This window comes from Streptomyces sp. NPDC091280 (assembly GCF_044768565.1).
Lineage (GTDB): Bacteria > Actinomycetota > Actinomycetes > Streptomycetales > Streptomycetaceae > Streptomyces.
Genome location: NZ_JBIVUZ010000004.1, coordinates 151,863 through 173,402 on the forward strand (window position 1 = coordinate 151,863; position 21,540 = coordinate 173,402).

Consider the following 21,540-nt stretch of genomic DNA (forward strand, 5'->3'; position numbering starts at 1 on the left):
GTGGGCTCGGGAGGGCTGGAGTTGCCCCCTGGTGACGAGGGTCACGAGGGGAACTCCGCAGAAGTCCCGCCCGGCGCGGTGTCCCTGGCACGTCCGATGGACGCGGCTGGTTCCATTGGGCCGGAGTTGGACTGGGACGCCGACGCCTGGCGCGAGGTGCGTACGCGCGCCCAGCGAGCCGGCCGCGCCTACATCTGGCTGAACCTGGTCGAGCAGCGGCTGCGCGCCGTCGTGGCGGCCGTCCTGCGTCCCGTCTACGAACCCGTCCACGGCGACGAATGGGTCGTCGCCGCGGCCGGCCCGGCCGGCCAGGAGTGGGTGCAGCGCGCGGTCGCCGTCCGTGAAGTCAGCCGCCGCAAGGGCTACTTGCTCGACCCGGCCGACGACAACGTCCTCAGCTTCCTGACCCTGCCGCAGCTGCGCGAGCTGATGGTGCAGCACTGGCCGTGCTTCGAGCCGTACTTCGACGAGCGGCGGGACGTCGAACTCGCCCTGGACGAGCTGGAGGTGACCCGTAACGTCGTCTCCCGCAACCGGGCCCTGTCCGAGGCCGTCCTCAACCAGGCCGAGCGGGCCTCCGCGAAACTCCTGGAGACCCTCGGCGCCGGCAGCGACGTGCCCTCGGCCCGCCGGCTGCCCGTCGACGCGGTCGAGGAGCTGATCGGCGACCGCTTCGCCGACGTGGTCGCCGTCCACCCGGACCGGGTGCGGCTGATGCGGCAGTTCCCGGCCGAGGACATCTTCGGCGGCGCCCGCCGCGTCGACGCCATCGGCATCGGCCTCAACCTCCTCGTGCAGAACTTCTCCGGCCGCAGGCTGGTCCGCCTCGCCGAGGCGGGCTGCCGGGTACGGCTGCTGTTCCTCAACCCGGCCTCCAGCGCGGTGAAGCGACGCGAGCGCGAACTCGGCATAAAGCGCGGAGAGTTGAGCCGCGCCGTCGAGATGAACATCCTGCACATGCGGCGGGTGCGGTCCCGGCTGCGCGACCCGGGCGCCTTCGAGATCCAGGTCTTCGACGAGACACCCCGCTTCACGGCGTACCTCGTCGACGGCGACGGCTCGGACGGCATAGCCGTCGTGCAGTCCTATCTGCGTCGCAGCCGAGGCATGGAGGCGCCGGTACTGGTGCTGCGAAACGGAAGCCGACTGGTCAAGTCGGACGAAATGGACGACGGCGGTCTTTTCCCCACCTACCGCGATGAGTTCGAGCAGATGTGGGCGGATTCGCGACCGGTGTCCTGACCTGTCCCGGGCGCGGTCCGGCACAAACGGAACGCGGTCCCCGGATTGTCAGTGGCGCATGCGAAGGTGGAGACCACTGGGGGAAAGCACCACCGAGAAGGGGGGCCGTCATGGCCTGGCACGAGGAGCTGCTCATCGGCTTCGACCTGGAGACCACGGGGACCGAGCCGCGCGAGGCGCGCATCGTCACCGGCGCGGTCATAGAGGTCAGGGGCGGACGCCCGGCGGGCCGCCGGGAGTGGCTGGCGGATCCCGGCGTGGAGATCCCGGCCGACGCCGTCGCCGTGCACGGCATCACGAACGAACGCGCCACCGCCGAGGGCCGCCCGGCCGACGAGGTCGCCGACGCCATCGCGGACGTCCTCACGACCTACTGGAAGACCGGCGTCCCCGTCGTCGCCTACAACGCGGCCTTCGACCTCACCCTGCTCTCCGCCGAGCTGCGCCGGCACGGACTGCCGTCCCTGCGCGAGCGCCTGGGCGGCACCGACCCCGCCCCGGTCATCGACCCGTACACGATCGACCGCTCCGTGGACCGCTACCGCCGCGGCAAACGCAATCTCGAAGCGGTCTGCCAGGAGTACGGCGTGGTCCTCGACACCGCGCACGACGCCTCGGCCGACGCCCTCGCCGCCGCGCGCCTCGCCGGCGCGATAGCCGACCGCCACCCCAAGGTCGCCGCCCTCGGCCCGGCCGAGCTGCACCGCCGCCAGATCGAGTGGTACGCGGAATGGGCCGCCGACTTCCAGAGCTTCCTGCGCCGCAAGGGCGACCAGGACGCGGTGATCGACGGCACATGGCCGCTGCGCGAGCCGGCGGACGAGACGGTGTGAACCCGGGGCGGCCGGAGCGGCGGTCGCCCAGGCACCCCTCGCGCCCCGGTCATCGGGCGCTCAGAACGGATACCACCGCACGGTCTCGTCCCCGTCCCGCAAGGACGCCACCCGCCGCTCGAACTCCGCCAACGCCTCGGGGTTGCTCGGCGCGTGCTGCGCGACCCAAGCGCAGCTGGCCGTCTCCCGCGCCCCGCGCAGCACCCCGCAGCCCTCCCACTCCCGCACATCCCAGCCGTACGCCTCGGTGAACGCGTCGTACGCCCGCGCCGGGAGGGCGTAGCGGTCACGGGACAGGGCCATCACCACCAGATCGTGCTCGCGCAGATCGCGGGAGAAGGTCTCCAGATCGACCAGGACCGGCCCGTCCGGACCGATGTGCACATTGCGCGGCAGCGCGTCGCCATGGATCGGACCCGGCGTCAGCCGGGGCGTCAGCGCGGCGGCGGCAGCCGCGAAACCGTCGCGCCGCTCCCGCAGATAGGCCGCGTCCGCCGGATCGATCGCCTCGCCCGCGAGCCGGAGCCAGCGCTCCACCCCGCCCAGCAGCTCGCGCGGCGGGAGTTCGAAGGAGGGGGAGGGGAGCGCGTGGACGAGGCGCAGCAGTTCGGCCAGATCCCGGGGTTCGGCCGGGCGCACGGAATCGGCCAGCCGGTGCCACACGGTCACCGGGTGTCCCTCGACGAGCCGGGCCTTCGGGTCGGCGGCCCGCACCGCCGGCACGCCCGCCTCGGCCAGCCACACCGCGATGTCCAGCTCGCGCCGGGCGCGGCCCAGGAGTTCGGCGTCGCGGCCCACCTTGACGACCAGGTCACCGGCGGCGAACACCGCGTTCTCGCCGAGGGCGAGGAGCCGTACGTCCCGCGCCGGGCCGGGCAGCACGTCCGCCGCAGCCAGTACGTCCCGGGCCCGTGCCTCGTCCATCGTCCGCCTCCGTGTGGTCCCGGTGGATGTCCCTGTGCGTGTGCGTACGGCGTCGGGTTCCCGCCATCCGACGGTCAGTGTCGCATTGGCACAGGTGGGACGGCATGCGAGGTCCCTTGACGAGGCATACGGCGTTCACGACCATGACGGGGCCCGATCGGGCCGTGCAAAGGGGCTGATCCCATGACATCGGTGACGGAGGTGAGGCGGGCTCCCGACCGCGCCGCCTGGTTCCTGGTGTTGCCCGCGCTGATCCCGATCCTCGTCCTGAGCGTCGGCCCCCTCCTCTACGGCGTCCTGCTGGCCTTCACCGACTCCCAGTCGGGCCGAACGGCGCCCACGCGCTGGATCGGCGCCCTCAACTTCCGCGACCTGCTGCACGACACCCTCTTCTGGGAGTCGTTCCGCATCGGGCTGGTGTGGGCGGTCGGCGTGACCGTCCCGCAGTTCCTGCTGGCCCTCGGCCTCGCCCTGCTGCTCGACCAGGAACTGCGGCTGAGATGGTTCGCCCGGGCACTGGCGATCGTCCCGTGGGCGATGCCCGAGGTCGTCGTCGGCATCATGTGGCGGACCGTCTACAACCCGGACGCGGGCGTCCTCAACGAGACCCTGCGCGGCCTCGGCCTCGGCGACGGCCGGGACTGGCTCAGCGGTCTGACGACCGCGCTGCCCGCCGTGATCGTCGTGGGCGTGTGGGCCGGAATGCCCCAGACGACGGTCGCCCTGCTCGCCGGGTTGCAGAACACCCCGCGCGAACTCCACGAAGCGGCGGCGGTCGACGGCGCCGGAGCCTGGCGCCGCTTCCGCACGGTCACCTGGCCCGCCCTCAGACCGGTGGCCCTGGCGATTACGGCGCTCAACCTGATCTGGAACTTCAACTCGTTCGCCCTGGTCTACGTCCTGACCGGCGGCGGACCCGGCGGCCGTACCCGGCTGCCCATGCTCTTCGCCTACGAAGAGGCCTTCCGCTACGGCCAGTTCGGGTACGCGGCGGCGATGGGATGCGTGCTGGTCGCGGTGGTCTCGATCCTCCTCGCGCTCTTCCTCGTGGGCCGGCTGAACGGAGGGCGGGACCAGTGAAGACCAGTGCCAAGGCGCGCGCCGGACAGTACGCGGCACTGCTCGCGTATCTCGTGTTCCTCGCCTTCCCGTTCCTCTGGCTGATCTCCACCGCCTTCAAGTCCCCGCGAGAACTGGCCAGTTTGCACCCCACCTGGATCCCCCGGGACCCGACCCTCGCCAACTTCCGCCAGGCCTTCGACGAACAGCCGCTCCTGCGTGCCGCGTCGAACTCCCTGCTCGCCGCGCTCGGGGCCGCGCTGATCGCCGTGGTGATCGCGACACCGATGGCGTGGGTGACGGCCCGGCGCCGCACCCGGCTCGCGCGGGCCGTGACCAGGTGGGTGGTGGTCAGCCAGGCCTTCCCGTTCGTGCTGGTGATCATCCCGCTGTTCCTGGTGCTGAAGAACCTGCGGCTGATCGACTCCCTCGCGGGCCTGGTGATGGTCTACGTCGTGTGGTCGCTGCCGTTCGCGCTGTGGATGCTGGCGGGCCATGTGCGGGCGATACCGGCCGAGTTGGAGGAGGCGGCGGCCGTCGACGGCGCCGGCAGACTCCGCACCCTCGTGTCGGTGACGGCGCCGCTGCTGGCACCCGGCATCGTGGCGACGGCCCTGTTCGCGTTCGTCACCGCGTGGAACGAGTTCTTCTTCGCGCTGGTCCTGCTCAAGACCCCGGAGCACCAGACCCTGCCGGTGGTCCTCACCCACTTCATCGGCGCGGAGGGCGTCGCCGACCTCGGCCCGCTGGCCGCCGCCGCGTTCCTCGCGACGCTGCCCTCCCTCCTCGTCTTCGCCCTGATCCAGCGCAGGATCACGAGCGGTGTGCTCGCCGGGGCGGTGAAGAGCTGATGCGGCCCCGGTGGATCGTCGCTCTCGTCCTGACCCTCCTCCTCGCCGGCTGCACGAGCGGCGGCGGCAGCGGCTCGGCGGACGGCCGCGTCACCCTGCGCTTCCAGTCCCTGGCCTGGCAGCAGGAGTCCGTCACCGCCAACAAGGAACTGGTGAAGGAGTGGAACGCCACCCATCCGGACGTCAAGGTCGAGTACGTGCAGGGCAGTTGGGACAGCGTCCACGACCAGCTGCTCACCTCCTTCGAGGGCGGCGAGGCGCCGGACATCATCCACGACGCCTCCGACGACCTCGCGGACTTCGCCTACGGCGGCTACCTCGCCGACCTCCGGAACCTGCTGCCCGCCCGCCTCAAGTCCGAGATACCGCGGCGCGGTTGGGAGACGGCGACCTTCGGGGACGGGATCTACGGCGTGCCGTTCCTCCAGGAACCAAGGGTGATCATCGCGAACGCGACCTGGCTGAAGCGGGCAGGCGTACGCATCCCGACCCCCGAACATCCCTGGACCTGGCCGGAGTTCAGGACCGTCACCCGACAACTGAGCGGCGACGGCAAGTACGGCGTGGCCTGGCCGCTCAAGGAGCCCGTGTCCGCCACGCTCAACCTGTCGCTGTCGACGGGCGGCACACTCTTCCACCGGGGTGCCGACGGCAAGGTCACCGTCCGCTTCGACGCGGCCGACGAGGTCGTACCGCGCACGATCCACGACCAGGTGGACGTGGACCACAGCGCCTCGCCCACCACGCTCGGCAGCGGCGGCTCGGACACCCTGCCCGGATTCTTCGGCGGGCGGTACGCGATGGTCCCGCTCGGCTTCTCCTACCGCCAGCAGATCGCGCAGCAGGCACCGAAGGGCTTCGACTGGCAGGTGCTGCCCGCCCCGGCCGGCGCCGACGGACTCACCCAGGGCGTCAGCCCGCAGACGCTGTCCGTGGCGGCCGACAGTCCGCACAAGAAGGAGGCGGCCGAGTTCATCGACTTCCTGCTCCGGCCGAAGAACATGGTCCGCCTCGCCCTCGGCGACTGGATGCTCCCCACGGGCACCCAGGCACTGAAGGACCCCGCCCTGCACACCGCGAAGTACGGCTGGGCGACGGGCACGGCCCTCGCCGGAGACCTCGACTCCGCGCCCGCGCAGTCGGTACGCGGCTACCCGGAGTGGAAGGACAAGGTGGCCACCCCGGCCCTCCAGGAGTACTACAGCGGCGCCATCGGGCTCGCCGGACTCCGCCACCGCCTGGAGCGGGACGGAAACCTGGTGCTGGCCCGCTACCAGCGCTGAGGGACGACGGGCCGGGCCGATCCGACGCGATCCGTCAGCGGTGCGCGGGCAGCACCGGGGGACCGTACTGGGGGCGTACCACCAGGCCGAGTCGCCCGGTGACGACGGGCGGCAGCACCGGGGCGACGAAGGCCGGGTTGGACTCGTCCATCCTGGTCTCGGGATGGTCCCAATCGTGCAGGAGCGCCGTCCGCAGCTCCTCCGGGGTGTGGTCCTCCCGGTCCACGCCCCGGTAGAGGGCGAACATCTCACGGGACCGTTCGAGATCGCCACCGTGCAGGGCGATGAGGGACGCCAGCCAGGTCTTGCCCTCGTGCGGCTTGGGGCGCGGGCTGTTCGGGATGCCGTCGGGGAAGGAGTCCAGCGCCGCCTGCGCCTGGGACGGGTCGCCTGCTCCCAGCCAGCCGATCGCCTCGTAGAGCGCGAGATTGATGACCTTCGGATGGGCCGCCCGGTGCCGCCGCGCGGTACGGGCCGACTCCAGCCACAGCCCGCGCCGCTGCAACAGCAGCACCTCCGCGAGATGGGCCTGGGCGGAGAGAGCCGGGTTCTCGCCGATCCACCGGGCCGTGCGCACCAACGGTTCCTCGGTCGGTTCGGCGGCGGCGTAGGGCACGGCGTGGTCGGCGAGCCGGTAGGCGTCCTTGCTCTTCACCTGCTCGCACCCCTCGCGGAGCGTCTCCAGCGCCTGCGGCACCCGGCCGAGCTGGACCTGGCACTTGGCGATCTCGTCGTAGACGGCGAACCGTTGCTCCTTGACCTTCTCCAGCGCGATCCGGCCCTCCCGCACGGTGGCCTCCGGGCCCTCCACGTCCCGCACCAGCTTCAGCAGCAGGCTCCACGGATGGGACTCGGACCGCCCGCGAGTCGCCTCCCGCGCGTGGACCAGCGCCTTCGTCAGATCGCCGGGCGCGTTGCGCAGCCGTAGCAGGATGGCCAGATGGTGGTGGGTGTACGGCGTGCCGCCGTCGGCGAGGTAGGCCTCCATCAGGTCGATCCGGGCCGTCAGTTCCGCCGGGTCCTCGGGCAGGGAGTGGTGGTGGCGCCCCCTGCCGTACCTCCGCTCCAGGTAGCCGCCGACGGTCAGCGCCATGCGGGCCAGCTCGTCGTCCAGTCCGCCCTCGGCGAAGTGGAGCCGGGCCGCGGGCAGGGCGAGCGCCAGCCGGTGGTCGCCGGAGCGCGAGGGGTCTCGCGCGTAGACGGGACGGGCGTACCAGCGTCCGGCGCGGCGATGGGCGGCCTTCCACGCCTTCTCGTCCTCGCGCAGACGGACGCAGGCGACCTCGCGTACGGCGGGGTGCACCTGGAAACGGGTGGTTCGGGAGAACGCCGCCTCGTTGTCGACCGTACGGACCTGGAGCAGGAACCGCTTCTGGAGCTGTTTGCGCAGTTCGGGGAGATCGCCGTGATCGCGGGTCATCGCCTTCACCAGGTCCTGGTCGGCCCAGTCCGTCAGGACCGACAGACTGCGCAGTGCGGCGTCGGCCGACGGCGTCAGGCGCTCGGTCGCCTTGGCGACCAGCTCCCGCTCGACGACCTCGACCAGACTGAGGTCGTACGGCGCCTGGGGCACCTCTCCGGCCGGCAGCAGTTCGTCCAGTGTCCAGTCGTACGGACCCACCAGGCTGTGCAGCAGTCGCAGCACGAACGGGTTGCGGCCCAGCCGCCGTACGACCTCCTCGCGCCGTTCCGGGGGGAACCACTCCTCGGCCTCGCCCGGCTCCCTGGTGCCGACGAGGATCCGTACGGCGTCCTCGACCGAGGGCGGCGGCAGTTCCACGGGTCCGAAGTCCTGGGCCCAGACCGGGTCGACCTTCTGGTTGGACACCAGCCACAGGCAGCCGTCCCCGTGCCGGCCCGGCGCCACGGCGGCTCGCAGGTCGTCCCCGACCGGCTGCACCGGCCGGCCGCGCTCGTCGAGCAGTCGCTGGAACTCGTCGACGACCACCAGCACTCCGTGGCCCAGCAGGGTCGTCAGGGCCCGGTCGAGCCGCTGTTCCGCCGAGAGGAGTTCCGCGAGGTCGTAGCGGCCGGTGTCCTCCAACTGCGCCCGCAGGCGGGCGATCAGTTCCCTGGGGGTGTCGACGGGATGCGCCGGGGCGTCCACGAGCACGGTGGTGCGCCTGTGCTCCAGCCGGGCCTCGTCCATCAGGGGCCGTACCACGCGGTCGGTCTTGCCCACCCCGGAGAAGCCGTACAGCAGGGCCGCGCTCCGGCGCTGCTTCGTCCAGCGTTCCCACAGGTGCAGCGCGGCCCTGCGGCGCTGCTCGCCGTCGAGGTCGGGCAGCCGGGGCGGTTCGGCGTCGGCGAAGAGCGGACCGGCCCCGGTCCGCCGGGCCACGCTGAGCGGCGTGGCGCGTGGGGCGGGCCGGGGCGCGGGGGCTGGCAGGGCCAGGAACGGCGGGATGTCGCCGTTCAGGCCCACCGGATGCCAGTTGACGTGCTGGTGGCCGGGCTTCTCCGGGTCGTCCTTCATCTGCTGCACCACCTTGGGCAGGTCCAGCGTGCCCTGCGCGGCCAGCGCGTCCACGGCTCGGGTCAGCAGGCCGGGGAACGCCCCGGACTCGGCGAACTCGTGCTTCTGCGCGGAGGACAGGACCACGAACCCGGACTCGGTGTCCTCCCGCCCCCAGCCGGTCTCCATCTGCCGTACGGCGGACGCGACGAGCTGATCCCCGCCCTGCCCGGAGAAGCAGGTGTCCAGGAGCAGCAGGAACCGCCGCACGGGAGTCCCGAGCAGGGCGGCGCGGGCCAGTTCCCCGGTGGGCAGGGCGGCCCCGAGGTCGCCGCGGTAGTCGGAGGTGAGCAGCACATGTTCGTTGTTGATCTCGTTGACCTCGCCGTGCGCGGCGATGTACATGGCCACCAGGTCGTCGGGTCCGCGGTCCGGGTCGGTGCAGAACTCACGCAGGGCGTCCTTGAGTTGGGAGCCTGAGGGGTTGGTCCCGAGTGTGTCGACGAGGTGGTAGCCGAGGCGCTCCGTGAACAGCTTGATGACCTCGTCGCGGGCCTGCTTGAGCTCGGGCCGGTCGAGGTCCGGCGCGTGCGGATAGCGGGGCACCGCCGTCGCCAGCAGGAAGCGGCGCGAACCGCGAAGGGTGTTCTCAGCGGGCATCCAGGCCCCCCGCGACCGCCTCGCCGGTGAGCCGGTCCGTCAGGTAGGCCGTGGCATCGTGCGCGTGCGCCCCGTTGTGCACGAGCACGGAGGTGAGCCGGGGCCCGAACCGCGGCCGGAGATCCTTGACCAGCGCGACGATGTCCCCCTCGTCGGCGATGTTCGTCCAGGTGAGCCGCTCGTCGCCGGGCCAGGCCCCGGTCGGCGCCGGGGCGGGGGAGAGCCGGTCGAAGACCATCCGCATACCGAGCGGCGAGCCCAGGGTGACCAGGGCCCGAACCCCGTGTCCGGGCAGCGCGCACAGTGCCTCGTAGGCCACCACCGAGCCCAGGGAGTGCGCCACGACCACCCGGGTGTCGGCGCCGATCGCGTCGGTCACCCGTCGCCGGGCGGCCTCCCGGACCTCCGGCTCCAGCAGATAGCGGGTGGTCTGCTTCAGGTCGGACACCAGCACGCGCAGGGTGAGCCCGGCGAAGAACCGGGACGCCGACAGGGCCCGCAGCGCCGTCTGCACCGAACGAGGCGTACGCGCAAGGGTGTTGGCGTCCGGCGCGACGACCCCGTCGTCCACCGCCGCGGCGGCCTCCCACCACGCGTGGAGCAACTCGGTCTCCGGCCCCGGCGCCACGTCGGCCGCCGTGTACAGCGGATCCCCGACGCCGAGCGTGCGGCCGGGCGGGCGGAACAGGTCACCGTAGAAGGCCATGGACAGGTCGCCGGGGCCGAGTTCCGGTCCGGCGGCCCGCCGCAGTCCGTCCAGCAGGGCCGGCTGCCAGTCCTTCAGCAGCCCTTCCTCGCCCAGCAGTTGCTTGCCCACCCCGTGCACGGTGACCACGGTCGCCATCCGCGTGCTCCTTCACCACAAGACCACTGAGCTGCCGATCGCACACACCCTAGGTGAACTGGGCGGATACTTCACGCAGTTCACCCCTGGCCCGGCGGGCGACGGCACGCGACGAGGGCCCGTCGGCTCCCCCGGAGACCGACGGGCCCTCGTGAGGGCGACGCTCAGACACGCACCGGTTCGCTCTCGCCCCGCGCCGCCGGTGTCCCCGCCTCCGGCGACTCGTCGTGGGTCAGGTCCGGCAGCCAGCGCAGCCAGTTGGGCAGATACCAGTTGCGCTCGCCGAGCAGCGCCATCACCGCGGGGAGCAGGACACCCCGGATGACCGTGGCGTCGATCAGGACGGCCGCCGCCAGGCCCACGCCCATCTGCTTCATGGACTGCATGGACAGCGTGCCGAAGATCGCGAAGACGGCGACCATGATGATCGCGGCGCTGGTGACGACACCGGCCGTGGTGACCACGCCGTGCCGGATCGCGTCCCGGGTCGTCCGGCCGCGCAGCCTCGCCTCGCGGATGCGGGAGACGACGAACACGTGGTAGTCCATCGACAGGCCGAACAGGATCACGAAGAGGAACAGCGGCAGCCAGGTGACGATGGCGCCGACCCCCTCCGCGCCCACCAGCGAGGCGCCCCAGCCGTGCTGGAAGACGGCGACGAGGATGCCGTAGGCGGCGCCCACCGAGAGGAGGTTGAGGACGATCGAGGTGATCGCGACCGTCAGTGAGCGGAACGAGAGCAGCATCAGCAGGAAGGCGAAGACCACGACGAACGCGAAGACCGGGGCCACCGATCCCAGGAGCTGGTCGTTGAAGTCGTGCGAACCGGCGACCTGTCCGGTGATCGGCGCCTGGACGCCGTCGACCTTGCCGAGGGTGGCGGGCCGTACGTCGTCGCGCAGTTTCTCCAGGCTCTTCGCTGCCTTGTCCTGGTCGGAGCCGCCGACGAGCGGGACGTAGACGAAGGCGACGTTCTGCGCGTCGTGCAGCTTGATGTCGACCGGGCCGAGCGAGGCGCCCGAACTGACCGCCTGCGCCCTGAAGTCGGCCAACGCCTGCTTGACCTCGGGGGAGTTGATGTCCTTGGCCTTGACGACGACCTCGGCGGGTTCGGAGCCGCCGGGGAAGGCGTCGTTGACACGGTTGTAAGTCCCCACGATCGGGAGGGAGTTGCCGAACTCCTGGTCCAGGGTGAGGTTTTCGGTCTTCATGCCGACGGCGGGCGCGGCGATGGCCAGCAGCGCGCCGGCCGCGACGAGCACGGAGACCAGCGGCTTGGCGAGCACGCCCTTGAGGACGGCGGTCCACAGCCGGCTCTCGCCGTTGCCCCGGCGGTTGCGGCGGCGCAGGAAGGGGATCCGGCCCTTCTCGACCCGCTCGCCCAACAGCGAGAGCAGCGCGGGCAGTACGGTCACCGAGCCGACCATGGCGACCGCGACGACCATCAGCGAGGCCAGGCCCATCGCCTCGAACTCGGCGAGCCCGGTGAACAGCATGCCCGCCATCGCCACGCACACCGTGACACCGGAGACGATGATGGCGCGGCCACTGGTCGCGGCGGCGATCCGCAGCGCGGCCCCGGCGTCCCGGCCGGCCTCGCGCTCCTCGCGTTCGCGGCGCAGATAGAACAGGCAGTAGTCGACGCCGACGGCCAGACCGACCAGCAGCATCACGGAGTTGGCGGTGTCGCTCATCGGCTGGAGGTGGCTGACGATGCCCATCAGACCCATCGTCGCCATGATCGCGGTGACGGCCAGCGCCACCGGCAGCAGCGCCGCGACCAGCGCGCCGAAGGCGATGAGGAGGATACCGAGGGCCACGGGTACGGCGGAGTACTCGGCCTTCTTGAAGTCGTCGCCGAACGCGTCGTTGTACTGCTTCGCCATGCTGGCGCCGCCGATCTCCTCGATCCGCAGCGAGCCGTGGTCCTTCTGCACCCCGGCGACGGCCTTGAGCACCGGCTCCACCCGGTCGCCCGCGGTGTCCGCGTCGCCCCGCATGTCGAACTGGACGAGCGCGCTCCGCCCGTCCTTCGAGATCGTCTTCGTGTCGTACGGCGAGGTGACGTCGGTGACCTTGCCGGTGCCGTTCACCGCCGTGACGACCGCGGTGACCGCGGAGCGGAACTCGGCGTCGGTGGACGTGAGTTGCCCGTCCTTCGACTGGATCAGGACCGTCTCGCTGGCCGGCTCCTTGATCCCGGCGTCGTCGATGATCCGGGCGGCGGTGTGCGTCTCGCCCTTCAGCTGGTCGCTCTCGTTGACGTCCACCCGGCCCGCCGCCGAACCGATTCCCATCGCCAGCACCACGAACAGCACCCAGATGCCGACCGCGGCCCACCGGTGCCGGGCGCTCCAGCCGCCGGCCCGGGCGGCGAGGCCCCGCACCCGCGAATCTCCGTTCCCCATGACGGGCTTGCCCCCTTGCGCACGGTGACAGCCCCCTGCCGCCACCTCATGGATCGAAGGTATGCGCGGGATAAGAACGTCTCCTCGTGCTGACCGGTGAAGTACCGGACCCCCGGCTCCTCCGCACGGACCCCGCGCCCTCACCACTGGGGAGGACGGCGGCCCCTTACATCTATCGGGGCGGCTCGGGGGCGGCGCTCAGGGTGCCCGGGTTCGCCCGGCGCGCTCGGGGTGTCCGATCCGTCGGCACGGCCCCGCTTTGTTATTACGAAACCTTGTTGAACAAGTCACAGGTGTCCGCGGGTGTGCCCGTAGGTGTTGATCCGGAGCCGTCTCATCCGCCAGAGTTTCCGCTCACCGGCACACCACGGAAGCGGCCGTCGTGCCCACCCCCACGGGGCACGAAGGCCGCTCTATGGTGTCCGGATGACGACGTATGCGGCGCTGCTGCGCGGGATCAACGTGGGCGGCAACAAGAAGCTCCCGATGGCCGAGCTGCGCGCACTCCTCGAAGGCCTCGGACACGGCGACGTCCGCACCTATCTCCAGAGCGGCCAGGCCGTGTTCGCGAGCGGCCACGGCGACGAGGAGTCACTCGCGGCGGAACTCGCCGGGGCCATCGGGGAGCGGTTCGGCTTCACGGTCGACGTCATCGTCCGCGACCACGCCTACCTCAAGGCGATCGTCGACAACTGCCCTTTCCCGGCGGCCGAGTTGGCGGCCAAGCAGCTGCACGTCACCTACTATTCGGCGCCGGTCGCGGAGGACCGCTTCGCGGAATTCGACCGGGCCGCCCACCTCCCCGAGGAGTTTCGTCTCGGCGACCGCGCGCTCTACCTCTACGTCCCCGATGGCCTCGGCCGCTCCCGGCTCGCCGTCGAACTGGCCCGGCCGCGCCTGAACAAGGGCGTGATCGCCACCACCCGCAACTGGAACACCGTGCTCAAACTGGTGGAGCTGACCGGCGGTTGAGAGCCCTCGCGCAGGGCGGGACGCGCGCTGTGCGAGGCTCGTCCCATGCGCTACATCATCATCGGGGCAGGGGCGGTCGGCGGAGTCGTCGGCGGCCGGCTGGCGGGGGCGGGACACGAGGTCGTCCTCGTCGCGCGGGGCGCGCAGCGGGCGGCGCTGGCCGAGCACGGGCTGCGGCTCAAGGTGCCCGACGGCCCGTCGACGTATCGGCTGCCGGTCGTCGAAAGCCCGGCGGAACTGGGCGAGTTGAGGCCCGACGACGTCCTCGTGCTGGCCGTCAAGACGCAGGACAGCGAGGCGGCGCTGGCGCTCTGGGGGCCGGCGCCGGTGGCCGGTGGAGGTACGGCCGCCGAGCGGCTGCCGATGGTCTGCGCGCAGAACGGCGTCGAGAGCCAACGGCTGGCACTGCGCCGCTTCCGCCGGGTCTACGGCGTCTGCGTCTGGCTGCCCGCGAGCATCGTCGCACCGGGCGTGGTCGCCGCCGGGGGCACCCCGCTCACCGGCATCCTGCACCTGGGCCGCTATCCGCACGGCACGGACGAGACCGCCCGGCTGATCGCGGCCGATCTGGAGAAGTCGAGGTTCGAGGCCCCGGTCGTGCCCGATGTCACGCGCTGGCAGTACTCCAAGCTGCTCGGCAACCTCGCCAACGCGATCGAGGCGGTCTGCGGACCGTTCGGCGACGAGGCCAGCCTCGCGTTCTACGGGCGGGTCCGCGCCGAGGGCGTCGCCGTGCTCGACGCGGCCGGCCTCGCGTACACGAGCGCGGACGAGGAGAGGGAGACCCGCGGCGACAAGATCCAGCTGGTGGACATCGACGGCGCACCGCGCGGCGGCGGCTCCTCCTGGCAGTCGCTGAACCGGGGCACCGGCACCATCGAGGCCGACTACCTCAACGGCGAGATCGCGCTGCTGGGTCGCCTGCACGGCGTACCGACCCCGCTCAACGACCTGCTGCAACGCCTCGCGAACGACTTCGCGCGCGAGCGCCGGGCGGCCGGGTCGCTGCCGTTCGACGAGCTGGTCCGCCTCGCCGACGAGGCTGTCGCGTTTGTTCAAGAGTCCTGACGGCGCGCTGCCTAGCGTGGGGCGCATGAGCGAAAACGACCCGCACCCGGACGAGACGAACCACCACCACGACCTGTACCCGTACCTGGTCGAATGCGCCGCCGAGGCGGCCCGCGTCGCGCGCGGTGTCGACGCGACGCGGCTCGGCGACCCGACGCACTGTCCCGACTGGGACGTCCGCGCCCTGGTCAACCACTGGGTCCTCTACACCTCGCACGGCCTGGAGCACCGCGCCCGGCGCGAGCAGCTCCCCGAGGAGCTGACCGCGCGCGACTTCACCGCCGACCCGGACTGGGCGAGGGCCTACGCCGTCCAGCTGGACCGGGCCGTCGCCGCCTGGGCCGACCCGGCGGTGTGGGAGGGCGACATCGACCTCGGAACGGCGAGCATGCCGGCCGCCGAACTCGCCCCGATGATCATCAAGGAGCTGGCGGTGCACGGCTGGGACGTGGCCACGGCCACCGGCCAGGAGTACCGCGTCTCGGACGGCGCCGCCCGCCTGGTCCTCGACGTGGTCGAGAAGCACGGCGCGCTCTACCGCCAGTACGACGGCTTCGCCGACCCGGTGCCGGTACCGGACGACGCCCCGGTCTTCGAGCGGGCCCTCGCGGCCGGCGGACGGGACCCGCGACAGACGGCGGCAGGCAAAGTGGACCAATCATAAATCGCCCGATTGGGTCGATGCCTCGGCCCAATCGAGGGTTAGCGTTCCCGGTATGAGCACCGACACCGCCGTCCGCGTCGACTTCTACTTCGACCCCGCCTGCCCCTTCGCCTGGATCACCTCCCGCTGGCTGCTGGAGGTCGAGCGCGCACGCCCGCTCGACCTCCGCTTCCACGCGATGAGCCTCCACCTCCACAACATCGGCAACGAACTCCCCGACTGGTACCGGGACTTGGTCGACCGGTCGATCGGCCCGGTGCGCGTCGCGGTGGCCGCCGCCGAACAGCACGGCGACAAGGTCCTGCGCGACCTGTACACGGCCTTCGGCGTCCGCATCCACGAGCGGCGCCACGACGACTTCGACGCGGTGATCGCCGAGTCCCTCGCCGAACTCGGCCTCCCCGCCGCTCTCGCCACCGCCGCCCACGATCCGTCCTACGACGACGCCGTGCGCCGCAGCCACGAGGCGGGCGTCGAAGAGGAGTCGGGCGGGTACGTGGGGACACCGACCCTGCACGTCGACGGGACGGTCTGGTTCGGCCCGGTGCTGCGGGCCGTTCCGCGCGGCCCGCAGGCCGCCGAACTCTTCGACAGCTTCCGGGTGTTGGCCACGCATCCCGACTTCTTCGAGTTGAAGCGGACCCGCACCGGGGGCCTGTCCTTCGACTGAACTCGGCTGGACTTGGCCGAACTCTGCCGAACTCGGCGAACTCGGCGAACTTGGTCCGACTCATTGACGGTGCTCCGTCAGTCCTCCAACCTTTCCCGTGCCGGTGCAGTATTCCCACGGGAGGGGATCATGTCCGCACGCCCAAGACTCGCCCTTTTCTCCACCATATGCGCAGTTCTGGCCCTCGGTGTTCCAGGCATCTCCGCCCAGGCCCAGGCTTCCTCATCATCGGATGTCTATGTCTCGCCGGTCATCGGCAACGACCACGCCGACGGCACCGCCCGCCACCCCGTACGCACCCTGCGGCGCGCCCAGGACCTGGTCCGCGCCCGAGCCCCTCGCCTGACGGCCGACCTGACCGTCCACCTGGCGCCGGGCACCTACCGTCAGACGACGCCCCTCGTCCTGGACGCCCGTGACTCGGGAACCGGTGGTCACCGCGTCGTGTGGCAGGGCGACGGCGGCGCCGTCATCAGCGGTGGCCGCCAGGTCACCGGCTGGCGGCGGGTGCCCGGCCGGCCCGGCCTCTGGTCCGCACCCGCACCCCAAGGCCTCACCGACACACGGCAGTTGTACGTCGACGGGGTGCGCGCGCAGCGGGCCCGCGGAGCCGTGCCGGTCCAACTCACCCAGACCGCCACCGGATACACAGCCTCCTCCGACACCCTCGCGCACTGGAAGCACCCCTCCGACGCCGAGTTCGTCTACACCAGCGGAGAGGCGCTCTGGAACATCGAGCGCGACGGCCTGGGGCAGTGGACCGAGCCGCGCTGCCGGATCGCCGCCGCCCAGGGCACCACGATCACGATGGTCCAGCCCTGCTGGGACAACTCCAACAAGCGGGTCGAGTTCCCCGACATCCCCGGACGCACCGTCGGCATGGTCGGACCCGGCAAGCTCACCGACGGCGGGCGGGCGACGTACATCGAGAACGCCTACGAACTCCTCGACCAGCCCGGCGAGTGGTACCTCGACCGGACCGCCCACACCGTCTACTACCTGCCGCGCGAGGGCGAACGGCTCGCGCACGCCGATGTCGAGGCCGCCGCCGGCGAGAAGCTGGTCGAGGGCCGGGGCACGGCCGCCGCGCCCGTCCACGACATCGCCTTCCGCGGGCTCCGGTTCAGCTATGCCACCTGGCTGACCCCCTCGCGGCCCGAGGGCTTCTCGGAGATCCAGGCCGGCTACACCGTCACCGGCGCGCAGGGCTGGGCCACCCAGGGCCTGTGCCAGTACGTCGAGGGCGGCACCTGCCCGTTCGCGTCGTGGACGAAGATGCCCGGCAACGTGTCCTTCGCCTACGGGCAGCGGATCGAGTTCGCCGACGACGTCTTCGCCCATCTCGGCGCCGCCGGACTGGACCTGGGGACCGGCACGAAGGACTCCACGGTCGACGGCAGCGTCTTCACCGACATCTCCGGCAACGGACTGGAGATCGGCGGCGTCGACGGCCAAACCCCCGCGTCCGGCGTCCAGGTGACGGACAATCATCTCTACGGCCTGCCCCGCGAGTACCACGGCGGAGTCGCCGTCCTCAACGGCTACACCCAGCACGACACCATCGCCCACAACCAGATCGACCACGTCGGCTACAGCGCGATCTCCCTGGGCTGGGGCGGCTGGCCCGACAAGATCGGCGACCCGGCGACCCCCAACCCCAGCCACGACAACGCCGTACGCGACAACCTGGTCTTTGACTACATGCAGATGCTGGACGACGGCGGCGGCATCTACACCCAGGGCCTCACCGGCACCTCGATGACGGACGGCGAGAAGGTGACCGGCAACGTCATCCACGACCAGTGGGGCCTCGGCAAGAACGTCTACACCGACAACGGCTGCACCTACGAGACCGTCGAGGGCAACGTCCTCTACCACGCGGCCTACGCCAACGTGGCCTCCCGGCACACCGACTACCGCGACGACCTCGGCAACAACGACCCGACCCTCGTGAAGGGCAACTGGTGGGAGGAGGGCACGGCGGACGGCGACAACAAGGGTCTGGTGACCAGCGGCAACACCATCATGGCGGGACTGTCCGACGTACCGTCAGATGTGCTGGAGAACGCCGGACTTGAGGCACCGTACCGAGGCCTGCTGAACCTCCGCGTCGGCGCCCTGTCCGTCCCGGAGGCGCCTTCGCGGGTCGGTACGAGCACGGCCGGTGCCGACGCCCTGTACGTCACCTTCAACCCCAGCTTCGCGGACGGGGGTTCACCGGTGATCTCGTACACCGCCCGGGTCCACGACGCGTCGGGCAGTGAGGTGGGCCGGCGGACGGTGAGCGCGGCCGAGTTCAAGCGGACCGCCCTCGTGCGCGTCGACGGCCTCACCGGCGGTCCCTTCACCGTGACCGTCACCGCGGCCAACGCCCACGGCGACAGCGCACCCTCGCTCGCCTCGGCACCGCTCACGCCGACCGCCGCGACCGTACCGCCGCCCGCACCCACAAGTCCCAAGCTGCGTACGGCGCGTACGGCCGCCACCCTGGCCTGGACCCCGCCGACCACGACCGGGGACGCGAAGGTCGTCGGCTATCTGGTCACCGTCTCCGACGGGCGGGACCCGATCGCCGTCACCGGCCGGGACGTCCTGGTCGGACAGCCCTCCGCGAAGGGCATGTTCCGGGTGATCGGCGAGCTGAAGCCCGGCACGTCCTACACGGTCACCGTCGCGACGGTCACGGCGGCGGGCACCGGAGCCGCCGCCAAGGTGACCGCGACGACCGGGAGTTGAGCCCCCTGAAACAGGGTCCGCGACCGGTTCTCGTCGCGCAGTGACACAAACGCGGCGGGCGGCGCAGTACGAAGTGCGACCCCCGTGCCCGGCTCACACCGGCGGGGGCCGCGCTGCGGACGGGCCGTCCGGGATCCGACATCACAGGGGAGTGCCGGACTTCGGACGGCACGCTCCCCTTCCGCCACCGGGCCCGTCACCCACCGGCCCGTCACACTTCGGGCCGGTCACGCACCGGGAGGCTCGGCCCGCCGCCCCCGCCCCGACAGCCGCCCCGCGAACCGGCCCAGCGCGCCCGGGCGGTTCCAGGCGCGGTACGCGTCGAGTTTGCCGCGGCCCGCACGGTCGAGTGCCGTCTCGACCGCGCCCTGCTCCGCGCCCGACAGCGCCCGCACGGCCGGTCGCAGCACCTTGGCCAGCAGGGCCGTCCGGGTCTCGTCCCAGGCCGGATACGTGCCCGGGAACGCGTTCCAGTCGCAGAACCGGTCGGCGACATAGGCCGGTTCGCTCCGCAGCCGGTCGCCGACCCGCTCCGAGCGGGCCGCCCGCCCGTACGCGGCGAGCAGGCGCGGCTCGGCCGAACGGGCCAGCGTGTACAGCTCGTTCTCCGGCGCCGGACCCTCCAGGAGGCGCCACGCGACGGTCCGGAAAGCGCGCTCGGCGACCGTGTCCGGCACCGGATCGGCGGCGGAAGTCGTCAGCTCCAGCACCCGGCCGACCCACTCCTCGCCCTCCTCCGCGGTGCCCAGCAGCCCGGTGAACTCCAGCAGCACCAGGGCGGTACGCCGGCCCGGCCCCAGTTCCGCGGCGAAACAGCGGAGCAGATCGGTCGCCAGGGCGGGTGTGCCGGGGTCGTCCGGGGGAGCCGCGAGGGCCGCCTCGATCAGCAACTCCCGGGTGCCGGCGGCGCGATGGGTGTCGGAGCCCAGCTCCTTCAGCAGCAGGCCCGCCTCCCGGCCGGTCGGCAGCTCACCGCCGGGCCAGCCGAGACGCAGGGCGGTGCGCAGGACGGCCGGATCGGCGAGCGGCGAGATTCCGGCCGTGCGGAGCAGACCGCGGAACCGGTCGAGCCGGTCGTCCGACTCCGTCGGCGCCACACACATCCGCAGATGCGGGAAGCCGGACTGCTGAAGATCCAACGGCAGCCCCGAACCCTGCAACACCCTTGCCACGGAAGCCGGTTCGGCGGCGGCGAGGGTGTCGAGCGAACCGAACAGCGCGACCCGCAGCCCGGGATGGGTGTGCACCGCGTCGAGCAGCGCGGGCGGACAGCCCACGGCGGGAGGTTCGGCGCCGGACGGAGCGGCGGCCGACGCGTCCACCAGCTCCCGCGCCAACCGCCCCGCCAGTTCGGGCAGTTCGTCCTGGCAGTCGACGTCCAGCAGATCGGCCGCCCGCAGCAGCGCCAGGGGCCGACCGGCGGCCGGCTCGGCGCGGTCCGCGATACCCGCCCGCAGGGAGGGCGCGAGATCCCGGGCCAGGTCGTCGTGGGCCCGCGCGGTCAGCGACCCGGCACGCAGCGCGGGCACCGGTCCATGGGCGAGGACCGCCGAGGCCAGCACCCGCGCGGCGAGCGGCGCCGACACCGCCGCCGTCACCCGTCCGTCCAGCCGGGCCAACAGCGCGGCCAGGGCGACCTGTTCGGCCGTACCGGGCAGGGTCTCCGCGGGGGAGCCCAGGTGCGGCACCGGGCCGCCGCACAATCCGGCGACCAACGCGTTCAGTGTGCCGTCGGGCAGCACGTCCACCTGCCCGGCCGCCCAACTCGCCGCCGCCGCACGGGCGTCCGTACGCAGCGCGATGCCCTCGGCCAGGGCGGAGGCGGCCAACGGGCCCAGATCCACCGGGTCGTTGTGGAACAGGTCGGGGCGGCCCGCACACCAGACCCGGGCGCACACCTCGGCCCAGGTGTCCGTGACCGGCCCGGTGGGCGGGCGGCCCGCGCAGTTGTGCACGCGGTAGCGCGCGTCGTCGGTCACGGGCTCGGAGGACGGCAGCGCGCCGACGAGCTGCTGGCGGGACTGCCGGGGGTCGCGAGTGTAGGTCGTGAAGGTGAGCCGGTGCGCCTGTTCGCGGGGGAGCACCGTGCAGGCGAGCGCGATCCACCGGGCCACGTCCGCGCTGTCGTGCTCCACCACCACGAGCTGCCCCGCCCCGGGGTTCGCGGCCACGTCCCGCAGATCGGCGAAGAACGCGGCGAGCCGCTCGGCCCGGGACACCGCGAACGGCACCAGAGCCTCCCCGCGCAGCAGCCCGGAGGGCTCGACACGGCCGACGGGATCGGGCCTGCCGTCCGGGGGCGTCGACTCCGCCCAACGCGGCGACTCCCAGGTGGAGATGGGCAGCACCCCGTCCGGCAGCCGCGCACCGGCCGACAGCAGCAGGGCGTGCGTGTGGAAGGAGACCGGGCCGCCCGCCCAGTCCGTGCCGGTGCACACGGCACGGCTCAACAGCCGCCCGCCGTCCGCGAGTTCACTGAAGCCGAAGACCGTGGGAAAGCCCTTGAGCTGCTCGGCGTCGGCGTGCTGCGGGCTGTCCGGCGGCGGCTCGTACCCGAGCAGCGACTCGGCCTCGCGCAGCACCCCCGGCGGCACCTCGGCGCCGACCACCGTGAACCGGGGACCGGGATCCGCCGAGCCGGACGGCCCCGAGGCGTAGTGCAACTGGGCGGGCGCAGCCCCCTCACGATGCCCGAACTCCTGACCCGCCACGTCCACTTGCTCCCCACTAACCCTCAGAGACACCATCCCAGCAGATCCGGGCGCCGAGGGAGACCCCTTTCCCGGAATGTTGGCAGGTCGGTGCCGCTGAGGTTTGCCGAGGGTCTACCGCGCGCCGACCGCTGCCCACACGGGCGCAGGACGGCGCCAC

Annotated in this window: 15 protein-coding genes; 10 read left to right on the plus strand and 5 right to left on the minus strand. The window is 72.1% G+C overall.

Features of this window, described 5'->3' with window-relative positions; genetic code table 11:
- Both ACIQPR_RS14025 and ACIQPR_RS14030 read left to right on the plus strand, forming a co-directional pair.
- Positions 1-1,242 carry an SAV2148 family HEPN domain-containing protein gene (locus ACIQPR_RS14025; RefSeq protein WP_403646805.1) on the plus strand — a complete coding sequence of 414 codons (1,242 nt, stop codon included), beginning with the start codon at positions 1-3 and terminating at the stop codon, positions 1,240-1,242.
- Positions 1,243-1,352: 110 nt separating this feature from the next.
- Positions 1,353-2,075 (plus strand): 3'-5' exonuclease, encoded by a 723-nt coding sequence (locus tag ACIQPR_RS14030; protein WP_403646808.1) that lies wholly within the window; start codon positions 1,353-1,355, stop codon positions 2,073-2,075.
- Between the two features lie 60 nt (positions 2,076-2,135).
- On the opposite strand, the gene ACIQPR_RS14035 is transcribed toward ACIQPR_RS14030, so the two are convergent.
- Positions 2,136-2,999 (minus strand): phosphotransferase enzyme family protein, encoded by an 864-nt coding sequence (locus tag ACIQPR_RS14035; protein ID WP_403646810.1) that lies wholly within the window; start codon positions 2,997-2,999, stop codon positions 2,136-2,138.
- Positions 3,000-3,182: 183 nt separating this feature from the next.
- Between ACIQPR_RS14035 and ACIQPR_RS14040 the strand changes: the two genes are divergently transcribed.
- The 3 genes from ACIQPR_RS14040 to ACIQPR_RS14050 are packed head-to-tail and all read left to right on the plus strand — an operon-like array spanning position 3,183 to position 6,192.
- The gene (locus tag ACIQPR_RS14040) at positions 3,183-4,079 is read left to right on the plus strand and encodes a carbohydrate ABC transporter permease (protein WP_403646812.1); all 897 of its coding nucleotides are present in this window, start codon (positions 3,183-3,185) and stop codon (positions 4,077-4,079) included.
- A complete protein-coding gene (locus ACIQPR_RS14045) occupies positions 4,076-4,909 on the plus strand; it encodes a carbohydrate ABC transporter permease (RefSeq protein WP_403646815.1) in 834 nt (277 codons plus the stop codon). Before ACIQPR_RS14040 ends, ACIQPR_RS14045 begins: the two co-directional genes overlap by 4 nt.
- Positions 4,909-6,192, plus strand: coding sequence for an ABC transporter substrate-binding protein (locus ACIQPR_RS14050; RefSeq protein WP_403646818.1), 1,284 nt, complete (start codon positions 4,909-4,911; stop codon positions 6,190-6,192). The genes ACIQPR_RS14045 and ACIQPR_RS14050 overlap by 1 nt, the downstream gene beginning before the upstream one ends.
- 34 nt (positions 6,193-6,226) lie before the next feature.
- Here ACIQPR_RS14050 and ACIQPR_RS14055 read toward each other — a convergent pair whose 3' ends face one another.
- From ACIQPR_RS14055 to ACIQPR_RS14065, 3 genes are all read right to left on the minus strand, one after another.
- Positions 6,227-9,307 carry an AAA family ATPase gene (locus tag ACIQPR_RS14055; RefSeq protein ID WP_403646820.1) on the minus strand — a complete coding sequence of 1,027 codons (3,081 nt, stop codon included), beginning with the start codon at positions 9,305-9,307 and terminating at the stop codon, positions 6,227-6,229.
- A complete protein-coding gene (locus ACIQPR_RS14060) occupies positions 9,297-10,151 on the minus strand; it encodes a hypothetical protein (RefSeq protein WP_403646822.1) in 855 nt (284 codons plus the stop codon). Before ACIQPR_RS14060 ends, ACIQPR_RS14055 begins: the two co-directional genes overlap by 11 nt.
- A gap of 164 nt (positions 10,152-10,315) precedes the next feature.
- Positions 10,316-12,559, minus strand: coding sequence for an MMPL family transporter (locus ACIQPR_RS14065; RefSeq protein ID WP_403646824.1), 2,244 nt, complete (start codon positions 12,557-12,559; stop codon positions 10,316-10,318).
- A 426-nt stretch (positions 12,560-12,985) separates the two neighbouring features.
- Here ACIQPR_RS14065 and ACIQPR_RS14070 point away from each other — a divergent pair, with 426 nt between their 5' ends.
- From ACIQPR_RS14070 to ACIQPR_RS14090, 5 genes are all read left to right on the plus strand, one after another.
- Positions 12,986-13,531: a DUF1697 domain-containing protein gene (locus ACIQPR_RS14070; protein WP_403646826.1), complete on the plus strand. Its 546-nt coding sequence runs from the start codon at positions 12,986-12,988 to the stop codon at positions 13,529-13,531.
- Positions 13,532-13,576: 45 nt separating this feature from the next.
- Entirely contained in the window at positions 13,577-14,599 is a 1,023-nt protein-coding gene (locus tag ACIQPR_RS14075) for a ketopantoate reductase family protein (protein ID WP_403646828.1), read from the plus strand.
- A 25-nt stretch (positions 14,600-14,624) separates the two neighbouring features.
- Positions 14,625-15,263: a TIGR03086 family metal-binding protein gene (locus ACIQPR_RS14080; protein WP_403646831.1), complete on the plus strand. Its 639-nt coding sequence runs from the start codon at positions 14,625-14,627 to the stop codon at positions 15,261-15,263.
- 52 nt (positions 15,264-15,315) lie between these two features.
- Positions 15,316-15,933: a DsbA family protein gene (locus tag ACIQPR_RS14085; protein ID WP_403646833.1), complete on the plus strand. Its 618-nt coding sequence runs from the start codon at positions 15,316-15,318 to the stop codon at positions 15,931-15,933.
- Between the two features lie 129 nt (positions 15,934-16,062).
- The gene (locus tag ACIQPR_RS14090) at positions 16,063-18,669 is read left to right on the plus strand and encodes a fibronectin type III domain-containing protein (protein WP_403646836.1); all 2,607 of its coding nucleotides are present in this window, start codon (positions 16,063-16,065) and stop codon (positions 18,667-18,669) included.
- Between the two features lie 227 nt (positions 18,670-18,896).
- Here ACIQPR_RS14090 and ACIQPR_RS14095 read toward each other — a convergent pair whose 3' ends face one another.
- The gene (locus ACIQPR_RS14095; RefSeq protein ID WP_403646839.1) at positions 18,897-21,380 is read right to left on the minus strand and encodes a GTPase-associated protein 1-related protein; all 2,484 of its coding nucleotides are present in this window, start codon (positions 21,378-21,380) and stop codon (positions 18,897-18,899) included.
- Between the last annotated feature and the right edge of the window lie 160 nt (positions 21,381-21,540).